This is a genomic window from Vagococcus bubulae (assembly GCF_003950315.1).
GTDB classification, from domain to species: Bacteria; Bacillota; Bacilli; order Lactobacillales; family Vagococcaceae; genus Vagococcus; species Vagococcus bubulae.
The window spans coordinates 1-18,933 of record NZ_NGJT01000024.1 but is presented as its reverse complement, the minus strand read 5'-3'; the positions used below and the strand labels follow the sequence as shown (position 1 = coordinate 18,933).

Sequence of the window (18,933 nt, the reverse complement as noted above, 5' to 3'; positions counted from 1 at the left end):
CAATGTAACCGCTTTACAATAAATCTAATAAATTTATACAATTTCTTTACTTAAAATAACAAAAAACGACAGAAATTAATCTGTCGTTTTCATCATGATATAGCCCTCATTTTAACGTTCCATCACTTCTTTTAAATAATAGCCTGTATAACTTTCTTCTACTTTAATAATGTCTTCTGGTGTTCCAGTTGCGATAATGGTTCCACCACCATCTCCACCTTCTGGTCCTAAATCAATCACATAATCAGCTGTTTTAATGACATCAAGATTGTGCTCAATAACAAGGACTGTATTACCACTGTCCACCAAACGATTCAATACTTCTAAAAGTCGGCTAATATCTTCTGTGTGTAGTCCTGTTGTTGGTTCATCTAATATGTAGAAATTTTTACCTGATGAGCGTTTATGTAATTCACTGGCTAACTTCATACGTTGCGCTTCTCCACCGGATAATGTCGTAGCTGATTGTCCCAATTTTACATAACCTAATCCAACATCGACAATCGTTTGAAGCTTACGATGTATTTTAGGAATCGCTTGGAAAAAGTCAACGGATTCTTCCACTGTCATCTCTAATATTTCTGCAATATTTTTTCCTTTATATCTCACTTCTAATGTTTCAGAATTATATCGTTGACCATGACACACTTCACAAGGAACATACACATCTGGTAAAAAGTGCATCTCGATTTTGATGATACCATCACCACGGCATGCTTCACATCGGCCACCTTTCACATTAAAACTAAAACGCCCCTTTTTATACCCACGTGTTTTGGCTTCATTGGTTTTAGCAAACAAATCACGTATATCATCAAAAACACTGGTATAAGTTGCTGGATTACTTCTTGGTGTTCGACCAATCGGACTTTGATCAATGTCAATAATTTTTTCAATTGATTCATATCCAGTAATCTTATCAAATTTACCAGGTTTAGCTGAATTTCGATTGATTTTTTGAGCAAGTGCTTTTTTTAAAATCGTATTAACCAATGTACTTTTACCAGAACCAGAAACCCCTGTTACTGCCACAAATTTTCCCATCGGAAACTCAACCGAAATATTTTTTAAGTTATTCTCTTTTGCTCCAGTAATTTTAACGCTTTGTCCATTGCCTTCACGTCGCTCTTTAGGTACGTCTATTTTTCTTTTACCAGATAGATATTGACCAGTTAATGAGTGTGGGTCTTTTTCTACTTCTTCTGGTGTTCCAGCAGATATAATTTCTCCACCCTGTTCACCCGCTCCTGGACCAATATCAATTAAGTAATCAGCTGCTCTCATCGTGTCTTCGTCATGTTCCACCACAACCAATGTATTGCCCAAATCTCGCATTTTCTTTAATGAATCAATCAAACGGTTGTTATCACGCTGATGTAATCCGATAGATGGTTCATCTAAAATATATAATACCCCTGATAGATTTGAACCAATTTGAGTGGCGAGACGAATACGTTGTGCTTCTCCACCTGATAATGTTCCAGCAGAACGACTTAACGTTAAATAACCCAATCCAACATTTTCTAAGAAACTTAATCTATCTTTTATTTCTTTTAAAATTGGTTGCGATATCATCGTATCTTGTTCACCAAATGTTAAATCGGTCATATAGTTCAATGACTTATTTACTGATAGTTCACTAATTTCTCCAATGTGTTTCCCATCAATTTTTACCGATAAGGCTTCTTTGTTTAGTCGGTAACCATGACACGTTTCACATGTTAATTCTGTCATATATAATTTCATTTGTTCCCTAGTATAATCGCTATTTGTTTCATGATATCGGCGATTAATATTAGTTAGTATTCCTTCAAATGGAATATCCACATCACGCACACCACCAAATTCATTTTTATAATGAAAATGGAATGTCTTTTCTCCAGAACCTCTAAATAGTAGGTCTTTTTGTTCGTCAGCTAATTCTTTAAACGGCGTATCAAAATCAATACCAAATTGCTCACAAGCTTGTTCTAACATATTAGGATAGTAGTTTGAACTGATTGGATTCCACGGTGCAATTGCCCCTTCACGTAATGTTTTCGTCTCATCTGGAACAACCAAGTCTGCATCGACTTCTAACTTAACACTTAATCCATCACACTCTGGACACGCACCAAATGGCGTATTAAACGAAAATAATCTTGGTTCAATATCGCCTACTGTAAAGCCGCAATAAGGACAGGCGTAATGTTCACTAAACAACATCTCTTCTTGTCCCATCACATCTACTAATACATAACCATCTGCTAAACGCAACGCTAACTCAAGTGAGTCAAATAATCTAGAACGCACACCGTCTTTAATCACAATACGGTCAACGATAATTTCGACATCATGTTTTTTATTTTTTTCTAATTCTGGTACTTCCGAAATATCATATGTTTCTCCGTCAACACGCACACGTACAAAACCGTCTTTTTTTATTTTTTCAAATATTTTTTTATGTTGACCTTTTTTTCCACGAATAAGTGGTGCTAAAATTTGAATTCTGGTACGCTCTTCAAGTTCTAACAACTTATCTGTCATTTGCTCTGGCGATTGACTACTAATTTTTGTGCCATCATTGGGACAAATTGGCTCACCTACTCGAGCAAACAATAATCTTAAATAATCATTTATTTCTGTGACTGTCCCAACAGTTGAACGAGGATTTTTACTCGTTGTCTTTTGGTCAATTGAAATGGCTGGACTTAATCCATCGATACTATCAACATCTGGTTTATCCATTTGACCTAAAAACTGTCGTGCGTAAGACGACAAACTTTCGACATACCGTCGTTGTCCTTCAGCGTATAATGTATCAAACGCTAACGAACTTTTTCCTGAACCAGAAAGTCCAGTAATGACGACTAATTTATCTCTTGGAATGGTCACATCAATATTTTTTAAATTATGTGCTCTTGCACCATGTATCACTATTTTATCATTTGCCATATACCTTATCTCCTATTTACCTGATTTTAATTCTAGTAGTGTATCTCTTAATGTGGCTGCTTTTTCAAAATCAAGTGCCTTCGCAGCATCTTTCATTTGTAATTCAATATCAAGTAACACAGCTTCTTTACCCTCTCTGTCCATTGCATTGTATTGTTCTTTGATGGATACTGCCTCAACTGATTCGTCTTCGCTTTCTTTTGTAATGCGAATCAAATCGCGAATATCTTTTTTAATCGTTTTTGGTACGATTCCATGTTCTGCATTATATTCTTCCTGGATTGTTCGACGACGACTCGTCTCAGACATAGCTCGCTCCATTGAATCTGTAATCTTATCAGCATACATAATAACTTTACCATCTGAGTTTCTTGCCGCTCGTCCGATGGTTTGGATAAGTGAACGTTCACTTCGTAAAAAGCCTTCTTTATCGGCATCAAGTATCGCAACAAGAGATACTTCTGGCACATCGAGTCCTTCACGCAATAAGTTAATCCCAATTAATACATCAAATTCACCTAATCGTAAATCACGGATAATTTCTGTTCGCTCAAGCGTTTTTATATCACTATGTAAATATTTCACTTTAATTCCTAATTCTTTAAAGTAATCAGTCAAGTCTTCCGACATTTTTTTCGTTAACGTCGTAATAAAGACACGTTCATTTCGTTCCACTCGTTCATAAATCTCACCAACCAAATCATCAATTTGACCCATGATTGGTCTTACTTCTATTACTGGATCAAGTAAACCAGTTGGCCTAATAATCTGTTCAACAACTTTATCTGTCTGCTCCATCTCATATGGACCAGGTGTGGCTGAAACATACATGATTTGATCGACTTTTTCTTCAAATTCTTCTAATCTAAGTGGGCGATTATCTAACGCACTTGGCAATCTAAATCCATAATCTACTAGCATTTGTTTTCTTGCTCTATCTCCGTTATACATCCCCCTAATTTGAGGCATGGTCACATGTGACTCATCCACCATAATCAAAAAATCATCCGGGAAAAAATCGATTAAGGTATAAGGTGACTCTCCTTCACTTCTTCCATCCATGTGTCGTGAATAATTTTCAATACCAGAACAATATCCCATCTCACGCATCATCTCAATGTCATAATTGGTTCGTTGTTCTAGTCTCTGAGCTTCTAATAGTTTTTCTTCACTTCTTAGTTCTTTTAGGCGTCCATCTAATTCTTTTTGAATTTTACCGATAGCTTTTTCTAAATGCTCTTCGTTTGTCACAAAGTGGGTGGCAGGAAAGATAGCAATGTGCTCTCTATCTCCAATAATTTCACCTGTTAAGGCATTAAATTCTCTTATACGATCAATCTCATCACCGAAAAATTCAATTCTTAAAGCAAAATCATCTTTTGATGCAAGGAAAATTTCCACTACATCACCACGCACTCGAAAACGCCCACGCTGGAAGTCAATGTCATTTCGTTCAAACTGAATATCAACTAAATTTCTAAGCAGTTGATCTCGTTCCATTTCCATCCCTTCACGTAAAGAAAGAACCTGATTTTGATATTCTCTCGGATCTCCCAATCCATAAATACAGGATACAGAAGCGACTACAATGACGTCATTTCGCTCTAATAGGGAACTAGTTGCTGAATGGCGTAACTTATCAATCTCATCATTGACACTCGAATCTTTTTCAATGTATGTGTCACTTGAAGGAACATAGGCTTCTGGTTGGTAGTAATCATAATAACTCACAAAATACTCCACTGCATTATTTGGAAAAAATTCTTTAAACTCACTATATAATTGTCCAGCCAATGTTTTATTGTGAGCAATAATTAATGTTGGTTTATTTACTTCTTTAATCACATTAGACATGGTAAAGGTTTTCCCAGATCCTGTTACACCTAATAAAATTTGTGCTTTTTCATTATCTTCTATATTTTTTACTAATTCTTTTATTGCCTCTGGTTGATCACCAGCCGGTTCATATTTTGAAACTAAATCAAAGGTATTGTTAGTTTGTCTTTCAATCATGATGAAACTCCTTTAGATTTACTTATTTTCTCAATTTTATCATACCGAACATACTTTCGCAAAACAGTTCGCACTGGAAAAAAATAATCAATTTAGTGTTATTTTCTAAGACGTTGGAGTAGAATGGAAACAAAAGAAAGGTGTGGTTACATGGTAAAATCTATTTCAAACGAACAAATTAAACATATGGAGCAAACATATCTTGCTAATCGTGAGCACTTATTAAGTCAACGAACAGTGATGAAAAATGGAATCTTAGCTTCATCAGAAAATCAAAAAGCTGTTGTCGAAAATAATCCAGTCTTTTCTATCGATTTAGACACTGGTAATGTCACTAATCAAAAACAAAGTGGACGTTGTTGGATGTTTGCAGCTTTAAATACATTTAGACATGATGTCTTAAATAATCATCACATTAAAGACTTTGAATTATCTCAAAATTATACATTTTTCTGGGATAAATTTGAAAAAGCAAATTACTTCTATGAAAATATTATTAAAACAAGCAACCAAGAATTAACAAGTCGTGAAGTGGCATTTTTACTAGCAACACCTCAACAAGATGGTGGACAATGGGATATGCTTGTGGCGATTATTCAAAAATATGGGATTGTGCCAAAAACAATCATGCCTGAAACAAAAAGTAGTTCAAGCAGCCGTGAGTTAAACACTTACTTAAACAAAAAATTAAGAAAAGATGCCTTAACATTAAGAACATTAATTGCTAATGGTTCCTCTGAATCAGAAGTTGAAACTCGTAAAGTTGAGTTACTACAAGAAATCTATAACTTATTAAGTACCTCTCTAGGTACACCTCCAACAGAATTTGATTATTCTTACTATGATAATGATGGTAACTATCACTTAGAACAAGGATTAACTCCAACTTCTTTCTATGATAAATTTGTCGGAACTGATTTAGATGATTATGTCAGCATTATCAATGCGCCAACTAAAGACAAACCATATAATCAAGTTTACACAGTTGATATGCTTGGCAATGTTGTTGGCGGAAAAGAAGTTCGTCATTTAAATGTTGACATTGAAACATTCAAAAACTTAGCTATCGCTCAATTAAAAGATGGGGAAAGCGTGTGGTTTGGTTGTGATGTTGGCCAATCATCAACAAGAGATACTGGTATCATGGCAACTAATATTTATAGTGTTCAAGACACGTTGGATATTAACTATGATATGAGTAAAGCTGAACGTTTAGATTATGGTGAAAGTTTAATGACACATGCGATGGTCTTAACAGGTGTCAACTTAATCAATGATAAACCAACTAAATGGAAAGTTGAAAACAGTTGGGGAGATAAAGTTGGAACAAAAGGCTATTTTGTTATGAGTGATGATTGGATGAGTGAATACACTTATCAAGTTGTTGTAAACAAAAAATATCTTTCTGATAACTTAAAAGAAGTCGTTGAAAAAGATGACGTCACTGTTTTAGCTCCTTGGGATCCAATGGGGGCTCTTGCATAAAATAGAAAAAAGAGTTGACCACTTTTAGGTGGCTAACTCTTTTTTGCTATTGTAGTTGTGATTTAATTAAATTTTGCACACGAACCAGTTCTGTTTCAGGAATTTCCTGGTAAGAAATCCCATCAATCATCACTCCCTCGCCTTGCAAGGTGTCGCTTTCAATGTGTTTAAAACTATCACGATATTTCATCGCAATTTCAAACATTTCATCTGGCTCTAAATCTGTTTTCATATTATTTTCTATTGCTTTTAGTATTTCCTTATAACGTTTCACGCCTGTAAAGCCCAATGCCTTATCTGCAATGGCTTCAATAACTTGTTGTTGTCGCACTTGTCTACCATAATCACCATTTGGGTCTTCGTATCTCATACGTGTATAAGCAAGTGCTTCTTTTCCATTTAGTTTAATCGGACCTTGCTTAAATGTCATGCCATCTTGAGAAAATTCAAACTTATTGGTTACTTCAACCCCATCAACTGCATTAACTAACTCTTCAAATCCCATCATGTTAATCCAAACATAATGATTTAAATGCATATCAAGTAAATTATCTACAGTATCCATGGCCATTTTAGCTTGTCCATAAGCATAGGCATGGGCTATTTTTTCTACCGAATCATGTCCCACAATTTCAGTCCGTGTATCACGAGGAATACTAATCAAAGTCGTTTTCTTTTCTTTAGGATTAACAGTTGCTACAAGCATTGTGTCCGATCGTCCCACATCATTTCGTCCAAAATCTCCCGTATCTAATCCTAAAAGTAAAACAGAAAATGGTTCTCCATCTTGAATATTTTTATCATCTGATCGTCCCTCAACTGGTTCGCTTACTTTATTTGCCACGTTTTTTACATCAAAATAAGTTTTAGCTAGGAAAATTCCAGAACCAGCAATCACTAATAATAAAATAGTTGCTAACACGATTACTGTTTTTTTTAACCCACTTGACTTCTTTTTAACTTTTTTTTTACGTCTTCTCTGTTGATTATCCATCATGCATCTCCTAAAACACCAATTTTATAATACTAATTTTACCATATTGACTATTATTTTTCTTGATGTTTTAGGTTAACCTTAAATAAATTTTAAAGTCTATGAATTTTTTATTGCCTTTTCAAGATGTTGAACAGCTAACTTAATATTATTTGGATGTGTTGCTAAATTAATACGAATAAACGTCCCACTTTGTTTACCAAACCACTCTCCATAATCAATCGCTAATTTCGCTTTATCTTGAACAATCTCTTTCATTTTATCTTGTGTGACATAATAAGATAAATCAACCCATGATAAATATGTCCCCTGTTTTTCATATACAATCGCTTCAGGTAATAATGCCTTGAATGTTTGAGTCATTAAATCAAAATTATCATCTATAGTTTGATTTAATTCATCTAGCCATTTCTCTCCAAATTCATAACTCGCTTGGGTAGCAATCACACCCATCAAACTAGTTGGATTACTAATTTTTGTTGTGATAAATTCATCATATGTAGCACGCATTTCATCAGAGGGAATTAAAACATGGGAATGTAACAAACTCGCTAGATTAAATGATTTTGAGGCAGAATTTAGTACAATCAACTGGTCTAAATCTACTTTTTCAATGCCTAAAAAGCTTGTAAATACATGATTTTTATGAATAAAATCTTGATGAATTTCATCAGAAATCAATAGTACATGATATTTCTGACAAATTAAGGCTACTTTTTCCATCTCTTCTACTGTCCAAACTCTACCAACTGGGTTATGAGGTGAACAAAAAATTAATGCTTTGACATGATGATGTTTTATTTTTTCTTCCATGTCGTTAAAATCAATGCTATATTGACCCTTTTCAATCATTAAATCTGATACTACAAGCTGACGATTGTTTTCATTCACAACATCATAAAAAGGATAATATACAGGTGAAAAAATCATGACAGCCTCTTCTTCTTTTGTAAACCCTTGAATCAAATAATGTAGAGCATTGACTACACCTGTACAAAATCTTAGCCATTCTTTTTGAATCAACACATTATGACGTCTTTTTTGCCATGAGATGACAGAGTTAACATACTCATCTGGAACAAGAGAATAGCCAAATACACCATGATTAATTCTCTCTTGCATTTTTTCTTGTACCTCTTTAGGCACTTGAAAATCCATGTCCGCAACCCATAAAGGCAACAATTCTTTGTCACCAAAACGCTCTTCCACGCCATCCCATTTTAATGAATCTGTTTGATATCTGTCTACATAATAATTATCAGCAAATGTTGTCATTGTTATCCACTCCTTTTTAGTCATACATCATTTTATCATAAATAAACGAAAAAAAGAGACGATTTATAAACGATATTAGAAAGGGTTGATTAAATATTATATTAGGTATAAAATAAAGATAAATTAGGCAAACCTAAAAAGGAAGAGAGTTTTATGAAAACATTATTGAATTTAAATTTGAATGACCAAGCAACCATTTGTCACATCTCACATCCTGATGCTGACATGAAGCAAAGATTGTATGATTTAGGCTTTTATCCTGGAACCACCGTCAAAAAATCACTCGTAAGTCCCAAAAGCGATCCGATTGCTTACCGACTAAGAGGTACAACCATTGCATTAAGAAATTCAGATGCACAGTATGTGGAGGTAATTAGTGATGATAAGTGAAGAAAAAGAAACCTTTGTAATTGAAAGAAAAAAAGAATCAGATGTTGTGATTTCACTAGCAGGTAATCCCAATGTGGGTAAAAGTTCCGTTTTTAACGAACTAACTGGATTAAGACAACATACTGGTAATTGGCCTGGAAAAACAGTTGATTTAGCTCAAGGGAGAACAGAATATGATGGGCAAGGATTTATCCTAGTTGACTTACCAGGAACGTATTCTCTATCAGCCCACTCAGCTGAAGAAGAAGTGGCACGTGATTTCATCCAATCCAATGAATCTCAAGCAACGATTGTTGTCTGTGACGCGACAAGTTTAGAGCGAAACTTAAACCTTGTTTTGCAAATTATGCAGCTTACACCTCATGTTATTGTGTGTGTTAACTTACTAGATGAAGCCAAAAAGAAAAAAATCCACATTAATTTAGAAAAATTGCAAGAACTACTTGGTGTGCCAGTTGTTGGAACATCTGCTGTAAAGAAACAAGGCCTGGATACATTAATGGAAAAGACAAAAGGTGTCATTGATGGTAACATCACATCTAATCCTTTTATGATAGAAGCCTTACAACAAATCCATGCTGATAAAGAAACTGAAACACTCGCCATTGTGGATAGGGCAAGCGTTATCGCTAAAGAAGTCACTGTATTTGAAGACAAAAACTTTGATTTAAAAGACCAAAAAATAGATAAACTCTTAACACAAAAAAGCACTGGTATTCCCATTATGATTTTCTTATTAATGCTAATTTTTTGGTTTACAATTGAAGGGGCTGACGGTCCTTCTGATTTTTTAGCTGATACTTTTGAAAAATTTGGTAATTGGCTGATGGCTATCACAACAAGCTGGGGTGTTCCTCATCTCATACGTGATGTTTTAATTAATGGTGTTTACAAAGTCCTATCAACCGTTGTTGCTGTTATGTTGCCTCCAATGGCGATTTTCTTTCCATTATTTACCTTATTAGAAGATTTTGGGTATTTACCTCGTGTAGCATTTAATTTAGACAAACATTTTCAAAAAGCTGGAGCTTGTGGAAAGCAAGCTTTGACGATGTGTATGGGATTTGGTTGTAATGCTGCAGGTGTTGTTGGTGCTAGAATCATTGATTCTCCTAGAGAGCGACTCATTGCTATTATTACAAATAATTTTGTTCCTTGTAACGGCCGATTTCCTATTTTGATTACCGTTATTACCGTGTTCTTTACAGGAGGAGCGGTTGGACTCCTTGGCTCAATTAAATCAGCAGCGTTTTTAACTGGGGTTATTTTACTTGGTGTATTTACCACTATTTTTGTCTCACGTTTATTATCGAAAACTGTTTTAGAGGGGATTCCTTCTTCATTTACATTAGAGTTACCCCCTTATCGAAAACCTCAAATTGGTCAAGTAATTGTGCGTTCGATTTTTGACAGAACACTCTTTGTATTGTGGCGCGCCATTATTGTGGCTGCTCCAGCAGGACTAGTGATTTGGGTATTAGCTAATGTATCCATTGGCGACCAATCCATTTTACAAAGTGTCACAGGATTTATTGATCCGTTTGCAAAATTAATGGGATTAGATGGAACCATCTTAATGGCATTTATCTTAGGTCTACCTGCTAATGAAATTGTCATTCCTATCATGATTATGGGCTATATGGCCACTGGAACAATCACTGATTTTAGTTCTTTAGATCAATTTAGACAGCTCTTATTAAGTAATGGTTGGACTTGGTTAACTGCTATGAACGTCATTTTATTTACACTCTATCATTGGCCTTGCTCAACAACATTATTGACTATCTATAAAGAAACAAAAAGTAAAAAATGGACCTTTGCTTCATTTATTATTCCAACGATCATTGGTGTAGTGATGACTATGATGACAACTGCCATTGCCCATTTGTTTCATTTAGTTTAATACACAAAAAATTCGACTGATTAATCAGCCGAATTTTTTTATATAGTTGTGGTAAAACCTAAATCTTCAATTTTTTCTACTAAATCGTTAATTGCAACTTTCGATTCATCGAACGCAACATTTGCCTCTTTATTTTCTAATGAAACATTCACCTCTTGGACACCCTCTATACCAGATAGTCCTTTTTCTACACGAGCTTTACAATGACCACAATTCATACCATCAATGCTTATTTTTTGTTTCATTTCATTCACCTCTTTATAGTTGTTAATGTTAGGTTAGGACTTTTTCATCATTCTGTCAAAGAAAAAAGCCCCTTTAAAAAGGGACTTTCTACTCTCTATGGGTAAATACGGTGTAACAAACGTGGGAATGGACTTGCTTCACGGACGTGATCAATACCACATACCCAAGTAACAGTTCTTTCTAATCCTAAACCAAAGCCAGAATGAGGAACTGCACCATATTTTTGTAGATCTAAGTACCATTCATAATCTTTACGATCTAAACCATCTTTTTCAATTTCAGCTAATAAGTAGTCATATCCAATAGCACGTTCACTACCACCAATAATTTCTCCATAACCTTCTGGCGCGATTAAATCGGCACGAATCACCACGTCATCTCTTGTTGGATGTGGTTTCATGTAGAATGGACTCATTGATTTTGGATAGTTTAAAATGAAAACTGGTTTTTCAAAATGGTTAGCGATAAATGTTTCATGTGGTGAACCAAAGTCATCACCCCAAGTAATATCTTCAAATCCATTTTGTTGTAACAATTCCACGGCTTCATCATATGAAATACGTGGGAATGGCAACTCAGTATATTTTCTTAATAAATCTTTATCACGTTCTAACACATCAAGAGCATAATCACAACGTTCTAAGACTTTTTCAATCATGAATGCGACATATTGCTCTTGAATTTCTAAGCTTCCTTCTTGATCAACAAATGCCATTTCAGGTTCCATCATCCAGAACTCAGTTAAATGACGACGAGTTTTTGATTTTTCAGCACGGAATGTTGGACCAAATGAAAATACTTTTCCAAATGCCATTGCTGCTGCTTCAAGATATAGCTGACCTGTCTGTGACAAGTATGCTGGAGAACCAAAATAATCTGTTTCAAATAATTCAGTTGTGCCTTCTGGTGCACTACTTGTTAAAATTGGTGGATCAATTTTGATAAATCCACGGTCATTAAAGAATTCATACGTTGCACGAATCAATTCATTTCTCACTTGCATAATGGCATGTTGTTTTGATGAACGTAACCATAAATGACGATGATCCATTAAAAAGTCAGTTCCGTGTTCTTTTGGTGTAATTGGGTAATCATGACTCTCACCAACCACTTCAATTGTTTGAACCCCAATTTCATAACCAAATTTTGAACGAGTATCTTCTCTGATTTCACCAGTGATGATGACAGATGTTTCTTGATTTAAGCTTTTTGCTAATTCAAATGTTTCGTCGCCTACTTCATTTTTTACTACAACACCTTGAAAATAAGCTGAACCATCTCTAAGTTGTAGGAAGGCAATTTTACCACTTGAGCGTTTATTGGCTACCCAAGCACCTATTTTAACAACTTCCCCAACATGTTTTTTTGAATCAATAATGTTTATTGTTTCCACTTTAGCACCCCACTAATGATATTAAATTCGTTTACTATCAATGAATTTGTTTATTTGACTGATTGCTTGTGTCAAAGTATCCATATCTGTCGCATAACTAATGCGCACATGATGACTTGTTCCAAATGCTTCACCTGTTACAACAGCGACATGCGCTTCTTCTAGTAAGTCATTTACCCATGTTGTCACATTATCATACCCACACATAGCCATTGTATCTTTGATATTAAGATATAAATAAAATGCGCCTTGTGGTTTTTCCACCCTCACACCTGGTATTGCCTGAATTAATGGAAAAATATCGTTTAATCGTTGTTCAAACGTTTGACGCATTGATTCTACAATATCTTGATTGCCACTCAACGCTTCAATGGCAGCATATTGACTCACTGTTGCAGGATTGCCTGTTGATTGTGAAATTACTTTAGACACTTGAGACACAATTTCTGGTTGACATAGAGCGTATCCAATACGCCAACCTGTCATAGCATAAGCCTTAGATACACCATTAACAACAATTGTTTGTTTTTTAATCGCATCAGACAAACTCACTATTGATGTAAATACATTACCATTATAAACTAATTTAGCATAAATATCATCGGCAATTATATAAATGTTATTTGAAACTGCCCAATTTCCAATTTCAAGTAATTCTTCAGCTGTATAAATCGTTCCAGTTGGGTTAGATGGTGTGTTTAAAATCAAGACACGAGATTTATCAGTTCGTGCTTTTTCTAAATCCTCTACCGTTACGCGGTAATGATTTTCTTCTGTTGTTTCAACGAACACATTTTTACCATCTGCTAGCTCTACTTGCGCACTATAACTGACCCAATACGGTGTCGGAATAATAACTTCATCACCAGGGTTTAATAATGTTTGAAACAAGGCATACAACACATATTTTGCCCCTGTTCCAACAAAGACTTCATTCGTTTGATACTCCACACCATAATCAATGCGTGTCCGCTCAATAATGGCTTTTTTTAATTCCATTAAACCTGTTGCAGGCGTATAAAAACTTGATGCGCCATCTTCAATTGACTTTATGGCTGCTTGTTGGATTGACTTCGGCGTAGAAAAATCCGGCTCCCCAATGGTCAAATTTAACACATTCACGCCTTTATCTTTTAATGCCTTTGCTTTTGCCGCAGCTTGTAACGTTGCTGATTCTTTTAAATCATTTACTTTTGTAGAAAACCCCATTTTTTCATCCCCTTAAATTTTTAGTGCCCCATCTTTAACCTCTCCTGAATAAAAATCAACTAAATAATACACTAAATGGTCATCTTTACTAGTTGCTGTTACTTCCCATACAGGTTTATCATCAACTAACCCCAATGATACTTTTTTGATTTTTTTGGTTTCATTTTTTTTCAAGACAGCTTTAATCGCATCATCTTGTGTGACACCTTTACTAGCATATATCACAAGTGCTTCTTTCCCATTTTCAGGTATCATCACAATTTTTTCTTCATTATTGTCGTCTCTTCCAACAACGCTAAAGGTATTCTCTTGTCTTGTGAACCAATAAAACTCATCAATTTTATTAATATGACCTAAGTTTTTGGCAATCGTCACTGCTTGTTTTTTAGTTGAGCGATAAGTTGACGTTGAACGATAAAGAATCGTACTTATTATTACAATAATCGCAATAAGGGTTATCGTCAAATATTTTATCCATTTATTTTCACGCATATTCTCTCTCCCTTGAGTTACTCACTCGTTATGATTCTGTAAAAACTGCTTACTTTTTTCTAATAATTCAGATAAAGTCACTGGTAAAATATCTAAATCTTTCGGTAAATAGGAGCAAAGCACTGAACTATAACTACTATTTATCAACCGATTATCTAGTAATACTAAAATTCCTTTATCTTTTGGACTTCTTAATAACCTTCCTATCCCTTGACGCAACTTAATCCCTGTCTGGGGAATAGCATCTTCGTAGAAAGGATTCATTCCTTGTTCCTCTAGGTAATGGTATCTCGCTTGAACAATCGGTCTATTTGGTGGTTCAAAAGGTAACTTTGTCATTACCACAATGTCTATTGATTGTTTGCTAAAGTCCATTCCTTCCCAAAAGCTATTAGCTCCTAAAATAATACATTTGTTTCCTTGATTAATTTTCTTTAATATTTTTTCTTTCGTACCAGAAATCCCTTGTGCAAGAACCAATACTTCTCCTTGATTAAAATAATTAACTAAGGATTGATAGGTTTTTTCAAGTAAGTTATGGGAAGTAAATAAAACTAACATAGTTTGTTCATGTACTTGATACAATTTTTTTACTGATCGACTAATCTCTTTGGAAAAATCTTTGGTTGATGTCAAATCTGAATAGTTTATGTCATTTAGCAAATATAATTTTGCTTGATTTTTATAATCAAAAACTGACGGTAAGGTTTTCTTCTCAACATTTTCAATCCCCAATTTATTTTCTAAATAAGTTGACTCATTGTCTAGTTGTAAACTTCCACTAGTATAAATAATTTTTTTTGCCTCACTATACCACTCATATTGTTGAATCGACAAATCAGAAAAATCAATCATTGATAAAATTAAACGTGATTTTTTGCTAGAAGCCCACTTCACAAATTTATGATCAAAATCATAAAAAAACATCATCAATACATCAGATTTTTCAAGAAATTTTTCTAATGTATTAAAATAATCTTTTTCTATCAAGTGCCATTCAAGATGACACACTTTTTTTGAGTCAGTTAATAAATGAGTTAATTCCCGTAATAGTACTTTGATTTGTTGAATACTTCTTTTAACCACAGGGACGTCCCTTAAAAAATCAGATACATTGACCATGATATCCTCAGTTACTTGTCTTAAGTTATAGTAATTAACTAGACAGTCTTCTACCCAATCAATGGTTTCCTTTAATTCTTTACTAATATCTATCACCATCAAACTATTTTTCTTTAACCCTTGAGAATCTTCAGATATTAAATGAGAGACCTCTACCAAATGGTTTAGTTCATAACTTAGATTTGAAAATGACACTTTTTTAGTTGATAGTTCCTCTAGTAAACTAGGTAATTGATGGGCTTCATCAATCACCATCACTTCAAAATTAGGTAAAAATCGTTCTGTCTTTTGACTATCTGAAAATAAAAAGGAATGATTCACAATAATAAAATCAGCAAACTGACATCTATCACTCAGGTAATTATAAAAATCTTCTTCATAAAATAAAGATGATTCTAATAACTCTCTTCTTCCAGTGTGCTGAACATGTTGATAAAACACATTATTTTTACTCACATTTATTTCATCTAAATCTCCTGTTGTTGTTTCAAGGAGCCAGACAAGAGTAGCCATTTGACATATCGCATATGTTTTTTGTGGCATTGGGTTAGCTAATGTTTGTTTAAAAGAATTTAAACTAATGTAGTGAGAGGTGCTTTTTACCACAACTCCTTGTTTACCTAATTCAATTAATTCATTTAATAAAGGAATATCCTGATTGACTATTTGATTTTGCAACATAATCGTTGAAGTCGAAATCAACACTTGCTGATGTTTATTTATAAATGATAATGGGTACAAATACCCTAGCGTTTTACCCGTGCCAGTTTCAGCTTCTATAAATAAGTTCTTAACCTCATGTGATTCAGATATAAAATGATGGATGTCCTCTGACATTTCTCTTTGCGTTATTCTCAACTTATCTAATTTGTTTTCAAATTGAGATGTAGTTTCACGAATATTATAACGATAGTCTCGTCTCTTTTTCCTCAATGCAATCCCGTCTATTATAATGGTCTCTACTAGCTCTGAATTTTTTTCATTAGCAACCTCTTGTGATATCATCTGAAAAACATCTTGATTATTAACCCCTAATTCACATGACAAATCAGCTAACGTTTCTAAAGTCACAATAGGTAGTTCTCTTAATTTATTGAGCATCTTAATAAAACCCTGTGCTGTCGTATAGGCATCACTTAACGCTTGGTGTGGGTTAGTATGCTCCAATCCCAGTTCAGAGGCCATATCACTCACTCTAAACCCACTAGAGGTTGGATACAATACTTGAAATATCTCAACAGTATCTATACACGCACTTTTTAGTGGTTCAACACCTGCTCTAACTAATTCACTATTTAAAAAACTAAAATCAAAAAACACATTATGTGCTACAAACACACACCCATCAAGAAGTTGTCTTATTGTATAAGCTACATCTTCAAAATAAGGTTCATTTGCGACATCTTTATTTGAAATACCAGTTAATTCAGTTATATGTTTTGGTATTGAGCGTAGTGGATTAATATCAATTGACATTTGGTTAACAATTTGCTGATTTTCAACAATCACACAGGCAAACTGAATAATCTTATCCGTTTCTTGATTGGTGCCAGTTGTTTCAATATCTACAATGGCAAATAAATCTGATGCTTCCATTACCCCAATCCTCTCTATTTTTACTCACCATTGTATTATACTATATTCTAATAATAAGTCATCTGATAAAAACATTATCAAATTTTATGTATACGTTTGTTTTAAACATCAAACTATGGTTAAATATACTTATATATAGTTTATTATTTTGACATAGAAAGGTATCTTAGGCACATGAAGCACTTGAAGACAATTGGATTCGTTATCATAATATTTTGGATATTCGCTCTTTTCTTGACCTATACGCCAAGTCTATTTTGGTATGCCTATCTATTTATCTCAGCTATTGCATTAATCCTTGCAATGAGTTTGATTATTTATTTAAATCCAGAGATATATCATTCAATTCAACACTTTTTTTCAAATCTAAAAAAAGAATCTCAAAATTATAGTATCAAAACAAAAGACAACAAATCTGAAAACTATGACATTACAACATTGAGACAACGTAAAGATACCCATTTTGATTACAAAATTATCAATACTTCTTCTGCAAATATCAGGCACAAACAGTATTTACATACAACAATACCTGAATTAAAAAAAACTGAAAAACAAAAAATGTTATTCGAAATTATTCTCGGTCTAAAAGAAGAACGCTTCTTTTCAAGCTTTTATGCTGGCATAACTGAAGAAGAGTTAATTCACGATTACGATGAATACCAGTCTCGAAAAATCTATGAATTATATGATAATATTCTTCCTAATGCTTATACTAAATTTCTTTACGATACACATTCTGGTACAAATAGATTAAGTATTTTTATTCCAAACAAACAAAATCCCGATTTAGACTTTAACTTGGGATTTATCGCTATTGAAGACAGCAATAAATCAGATGTCCTTTCTAACAAATATACCAATATACAAGTTATCCCGACTATTTTAGGTGGTACATATAAAGAAGTTTATAAAGATGATAAGGAAGAGGTTCACATCCGTACTGATTTTGATCCATACGATTTAACTATTTCATTAGCTTTTTATAATATCTAATCCAATCAAAAATCTAGAAATGTTCTGACTATCGTGTTAGTATAAATCTATCATAAAGAAAAAGGATGGATGATATTATGAAAATGGCGCATACTTGTGTCAGAGTAAAAGATTTAGACGCTTCATTAGATTTTTACACTAAAGCTTTTGACTTTAAAGAATCACGTAGAAGAGATTTTCCAGAAAATAAATTTACACTAGTCTATTTAACATTACCTGGTGATGAATATGAATTAGAATTAACTTATAACTATGATTCCGAAGGCTACGATTTAGGAAATGGCTATGGTCATATCGCTATTTCTACAAATGATTTAGAAGGACTACATGCTAAACATAAAGAAGCTGGTTTCAATGTGACTGAATTAAAACATTTACCAAACGTTCCACCTTCTTACTATTTTATTATTGATCCAGATGGCTACAAAATTGAAGTCATTCGTGAAAAATAATAAATTTTCTATATTATTTTGACCATAAAAAAATACACCTCCGTTAATTTCGTTTTACATGAATTCAACGAGGGTGTTTTTATTTTATATTTGTCTTACCTTTTGGAGTCAGTTCCAATCTAATAGTTAGTTTATTTATAAATTAAAAAACTAGTTAAATATTTTTTATACAGAAAAAGACTAATAAAAATATTAGTCTTTTAAACAGCTCCGGCAGTAGGACTCGAACCTACGACATCATGATTAACAGTCATGCGCTACTACCAACTGAGCTATGCCGGATAATTATTAATTTTTTACTACTATACTCCGGCAGTAGGACTCGAACCTACGACATCATGATTAACAGTCATGCGCTACTACCAACTGAGCTATGCCGGATAATGATATAAGCACGGCAACGTCCTACTCTCACAAAGGGAAACCCTTCACT

14 protein-coding genes and 2 tRNA genes are annotated in these 18,933 nt (G+C 33.8%); 5 read left to right on the top strand and 11 right to left on the bottom strand.

Annotation, left to right across the window (positions count from 1 at the left end; translation table 11 throughout):
* Positions 1 to 111 precede the first annotated feature (111 nt).
* Both uvrA and uvrB read right to left on the bottom strand, forming a co-directional pair.
* Positions 112 to 2,934, bottom strand: a complete 2,823-nt coding sequence (gene uvrA / locus CBF36_RS10245; RefSeq protein WP_125958336.1) for an excinuclease ABC subunit UvrA — start codon at positions 2,932 to 2,934, stop codon at positions 112 to 114.
* 12 nt (positions 2,935 to 2,946) lie between these two features.
* On the bottom strand, positions 2,947 to 4,947 hold the full coding sequence (gene uvrB, locus CBF36_RS10240) for an excinuclease ABC subunit UvrB (RefSeq protein ID WP_125958335.1): 2,001 nt from the start codon (positions 4,945 to 4,947) through the stop codon (positions 2,947 to 2,949).
* A gap of 150 nt (positions 4,948 to 5,097) precedes the next feature.
* On the opposite strand from uvrB, the gene CBF36_RS10235 reads away from it, so the two are divergent.
* The gene (locus CBF36_RS10235; protein ID WP_125958334.1) at positions 5,098 to 6,432 is read left to right on the top strand and encodes a C1 family peptidase; all 1,335 of its coding nucleotides are present in this window, start codon (positions 5,098 to 5,100) and stop codon (positions 6,430 to 6,432) included.
* Between the two features lie 46 nt (positions 6,433 to 6,478).
* Here the strand turns inward: CBF36_RS10235 and CBF36_RS10230 are convergent, their stop codons facing one another.
* Both CBF36_RS10230 and CBF36_RS10225 read right to left on the bottom strand, forming a co-directional pair.
* Entirely contained in the window at positions 6,479 to 7,426 is a 948-nt protein-coding gene (locus tag CBF36_RS10230; protein WP_125958333.1) for an LCP family glycopolymer transferase, read from the bottom strand.
* Between the two features lie 99 nt (positions 7,427 to 7,525).
* Complete coding sequence (locus tag CBF36_RS10225) at positions 7,526 to 8,701, bottom strand: MalY/PatB family protein (protein WP_165865460.1); 1,176 nt, start codon at positions 8,699 to 8,701, stop codon at positions 7,526 to 7,528.
* 153 nt (positions 8,702 to 8,854) lie between these two features.
* Here CBF36_RS10225 and CBF36_RS10220 point away from each other — a divergent pair, with 153 nt between their 5' ends.
* Positions 8,855 to 9,091 carry a FeoA family protein gene (locus CBF36_RS10220; RefSeq protein ID WP_125958331.1) on the top strand — a complete coding sequence of 79 codons (237 nt, stop codon included), beginning with the start codon at positions 8,855 to 8,857 and terminating at the stop codon, positions 9,089 to 9,091.
* A complete protein-coding gene (gene feoB, locus CBF36_RS10215) occupies positions 9,081 to 10,994 on the top strand; it encodes a ferrous iron transporter B (protein WP_125958330.1) in 1,914 nt (637 codons plus the stop codon). Before CBF36_RS10220 ends, feoB begins: the two co-directional genes overlap by 11 nt.
* Positions 10,995 to 11,032: 38 nt before the next feature.
* On the opposite strand, the gene CBF36_RS10210 is transcribed toward feoB, so the two are convergent.
* The 5 genes from CBF36_RS10210 to CBF36_RS10190 form a co-directional block, all read right to left on the bottom strand.
* Entirely contained in the window at positions 11,033 to 11,239 is a 207-nt protein-coding gene (locus CBF36_RS10210; RefSeq protein ID WP_125958329.1) for a heavy-metal-associated domain-containing protein, read from the bottom strand.
* A 95-nt stretch (positions 11,240 to 11,334) separates the two neighbouring features.
* Positions 11,335 to 12,633 (bottom strand): asparagine--tRNA ligase, encoded by a 1,299-nt coding sequence (gene asnS / locus CBF36_RS10205; protein WP_125958328.1) that lies wholly within the window; start codon positions 12,631 to 12,633, stop codon positions 11,335 to 11,337.
* A gap of 21 nt (positions 12,634 to 12,654) precedes the next feature.
* A complete protein-coding gene (locus CBF36_RS10200) occupies positions 12,655 to 13,842 on the bottom strand; it encodes a pyridoxal phosphate-dependent aminotransferase (protein WP_125958327.1) in 1,188 nt (395 codons plus the stop codon).
* A 12-nt stretch (positions 13,843 to 13,854) separates the two neighbouring features.
* Complete coding sequence (locus tag CBF36_RS10195) at positions 13,855 to 14,334, bottom strand: cell wall elongation regulator TseB-like domain-containing protein (protein ID WP_125958326.1); 480 nt, start codon at positions 14,332 to 14,334, stop codon at positions 13,855 to 13,857.
* Positions 14,335 to 14,355: 21 nt separating this feature from the next.
* Entirely contained in the window at positions 14,356 to 17,052 is a 2,697-nt protein-coding gene (locus tag CBF36_RS10190; protein ID WP_125958325.1) for a helicase C-terminal domain-containing protein, read from the bottom strand.
* Positions 17,053 to 17,286: 234 nt separating this feature from the next.
* Here CBF36_RS10190 and CBF36_RS10185 point away from each other — a divergent pair, with 234 nt between their 5' ends.
* Both CBF36_RS10185 and gloA read left to right on the top strand, forming a co-directional pair.
* The gene (locus CBF36_RS10185) at positions 17,287 to 18,048 is read left to right on the top strand and encodes a hypothetical protein (protein ID WP_125958324.1); all 762 of its coding nucleotides are present in this window, start codon (positions 17,287 to 17,289) and stop codon (positions 18,046 to 18,048) included.
* Between the two features lie 77 nt (positions 18,049 to 18,125).
* Positions 18,126 to 18,500 (top strand): lactoylglutathione lyase, encoded by a 375-nt coding sequence (gene gloA, locus CBF36_RS10180; RefSeq protein WP_125958323.1) that lies wholly within the window; start codon positions 18,126 to 18,128, stop codon positions 18,498 to 18,500.
* A 208-nt stretch (positions 18,501 to 18,708) separates the two neighbouring features.
* Here the strand turns inward: gloA and CBF36_RS10175 are convergent.
* Positions 18,709 to 18,782, bottom strand: a tRNA-Asn gene (locus tag CBF36_RS10175).
* A gap of 25 nt (positions 18,783 to 18,807) precedes the next feature.
* Positions 18,808 to 18,881 (bottom strand) — tRNA-Asn (locus CBF36_RS10170).
* Between the last annotated feature and the right edge of the window lie 52 nt (positions 18,882 to 18,933).

Coding starts and splice junctions, on each gene's coding strand:
- CBF36_RS10225 (WP_165865460.1), bottom strand. CDS start 8,701: ATGACAACATTTGCTGATAATTATTATGTAGACAGATATCAAACAGAT.
- uvrA (WP_125958336.1), bottom strand. CDS start 2,934: ATGGCAAATGATAAAATAGTGATACATGGTGCAAGAGCACATAATTTA.
- CBF36_RS10190 (WP_125958325.1), bottom strand. CDS start 17,052: ATGGAAGCATCAGATTTATTTGCCATTGTAGATATTGAAACAACTGGC.
- CBF36_RS10235 (WP_125958334.1), top strand. CDS start 5,098: ATGGTAAAATCTATTTCAAACGAACAAATTAAACATATGGAGCAAACA.
- CBF36_RS10200 (WP_125958327.1), bottom strand. CDS start 13,842: ATGGGGTTTTCTACAAAAGTAAATGATTTAAAAGAATCAGCAACGTTA.
- feoB (WP_125958330.1), top strand. CDS start 9,081: ATGATAAGTGAAGAAAAAGAAACCTTTGTAATTGAAAGAAAAAAAGAA.
- gloA (WP_125958323.1), top strand. CDS start 18,126: ATGAAAATGGCGCATACTTGTGTCAGAGTAAAAGATTTAGACGCTTCA.
- CBF36_RS10230 (WP_125958333.1), bottom strand. CDS start 7,426: ATGGATAATCAACAGAGAAGACGTAAAAAAAAAGTTAAAAAGAAGTCA.
- CBF36_RS10220 (WP_125958331.1), top strand. CDS start 8,855: ATGAAAACATTATTGAATTTAAATTTGAATGACCAAGCAACCATTTGT.
- uvrB (WP_125958335.1), bottom strand. CDS start 4,947: ATGATTGAAAGACAAACTAACAATACCTTTGATTTAGTTTCAAAATAT.
- CBF36_RS10195 (WP_125958326.1), bottom strand. CDS start 14,334: ATGCGTGAAAATAAATGGATAAAATATTTGACGATAACCCTTATTGCG.
- CBF36_RS10210 (WP_125958329.1), bottom strand. CDS start 11,239: ATGAAACAAAAAATAAGCATTGATGGTATGAATTGTGGTCATTGTAAA.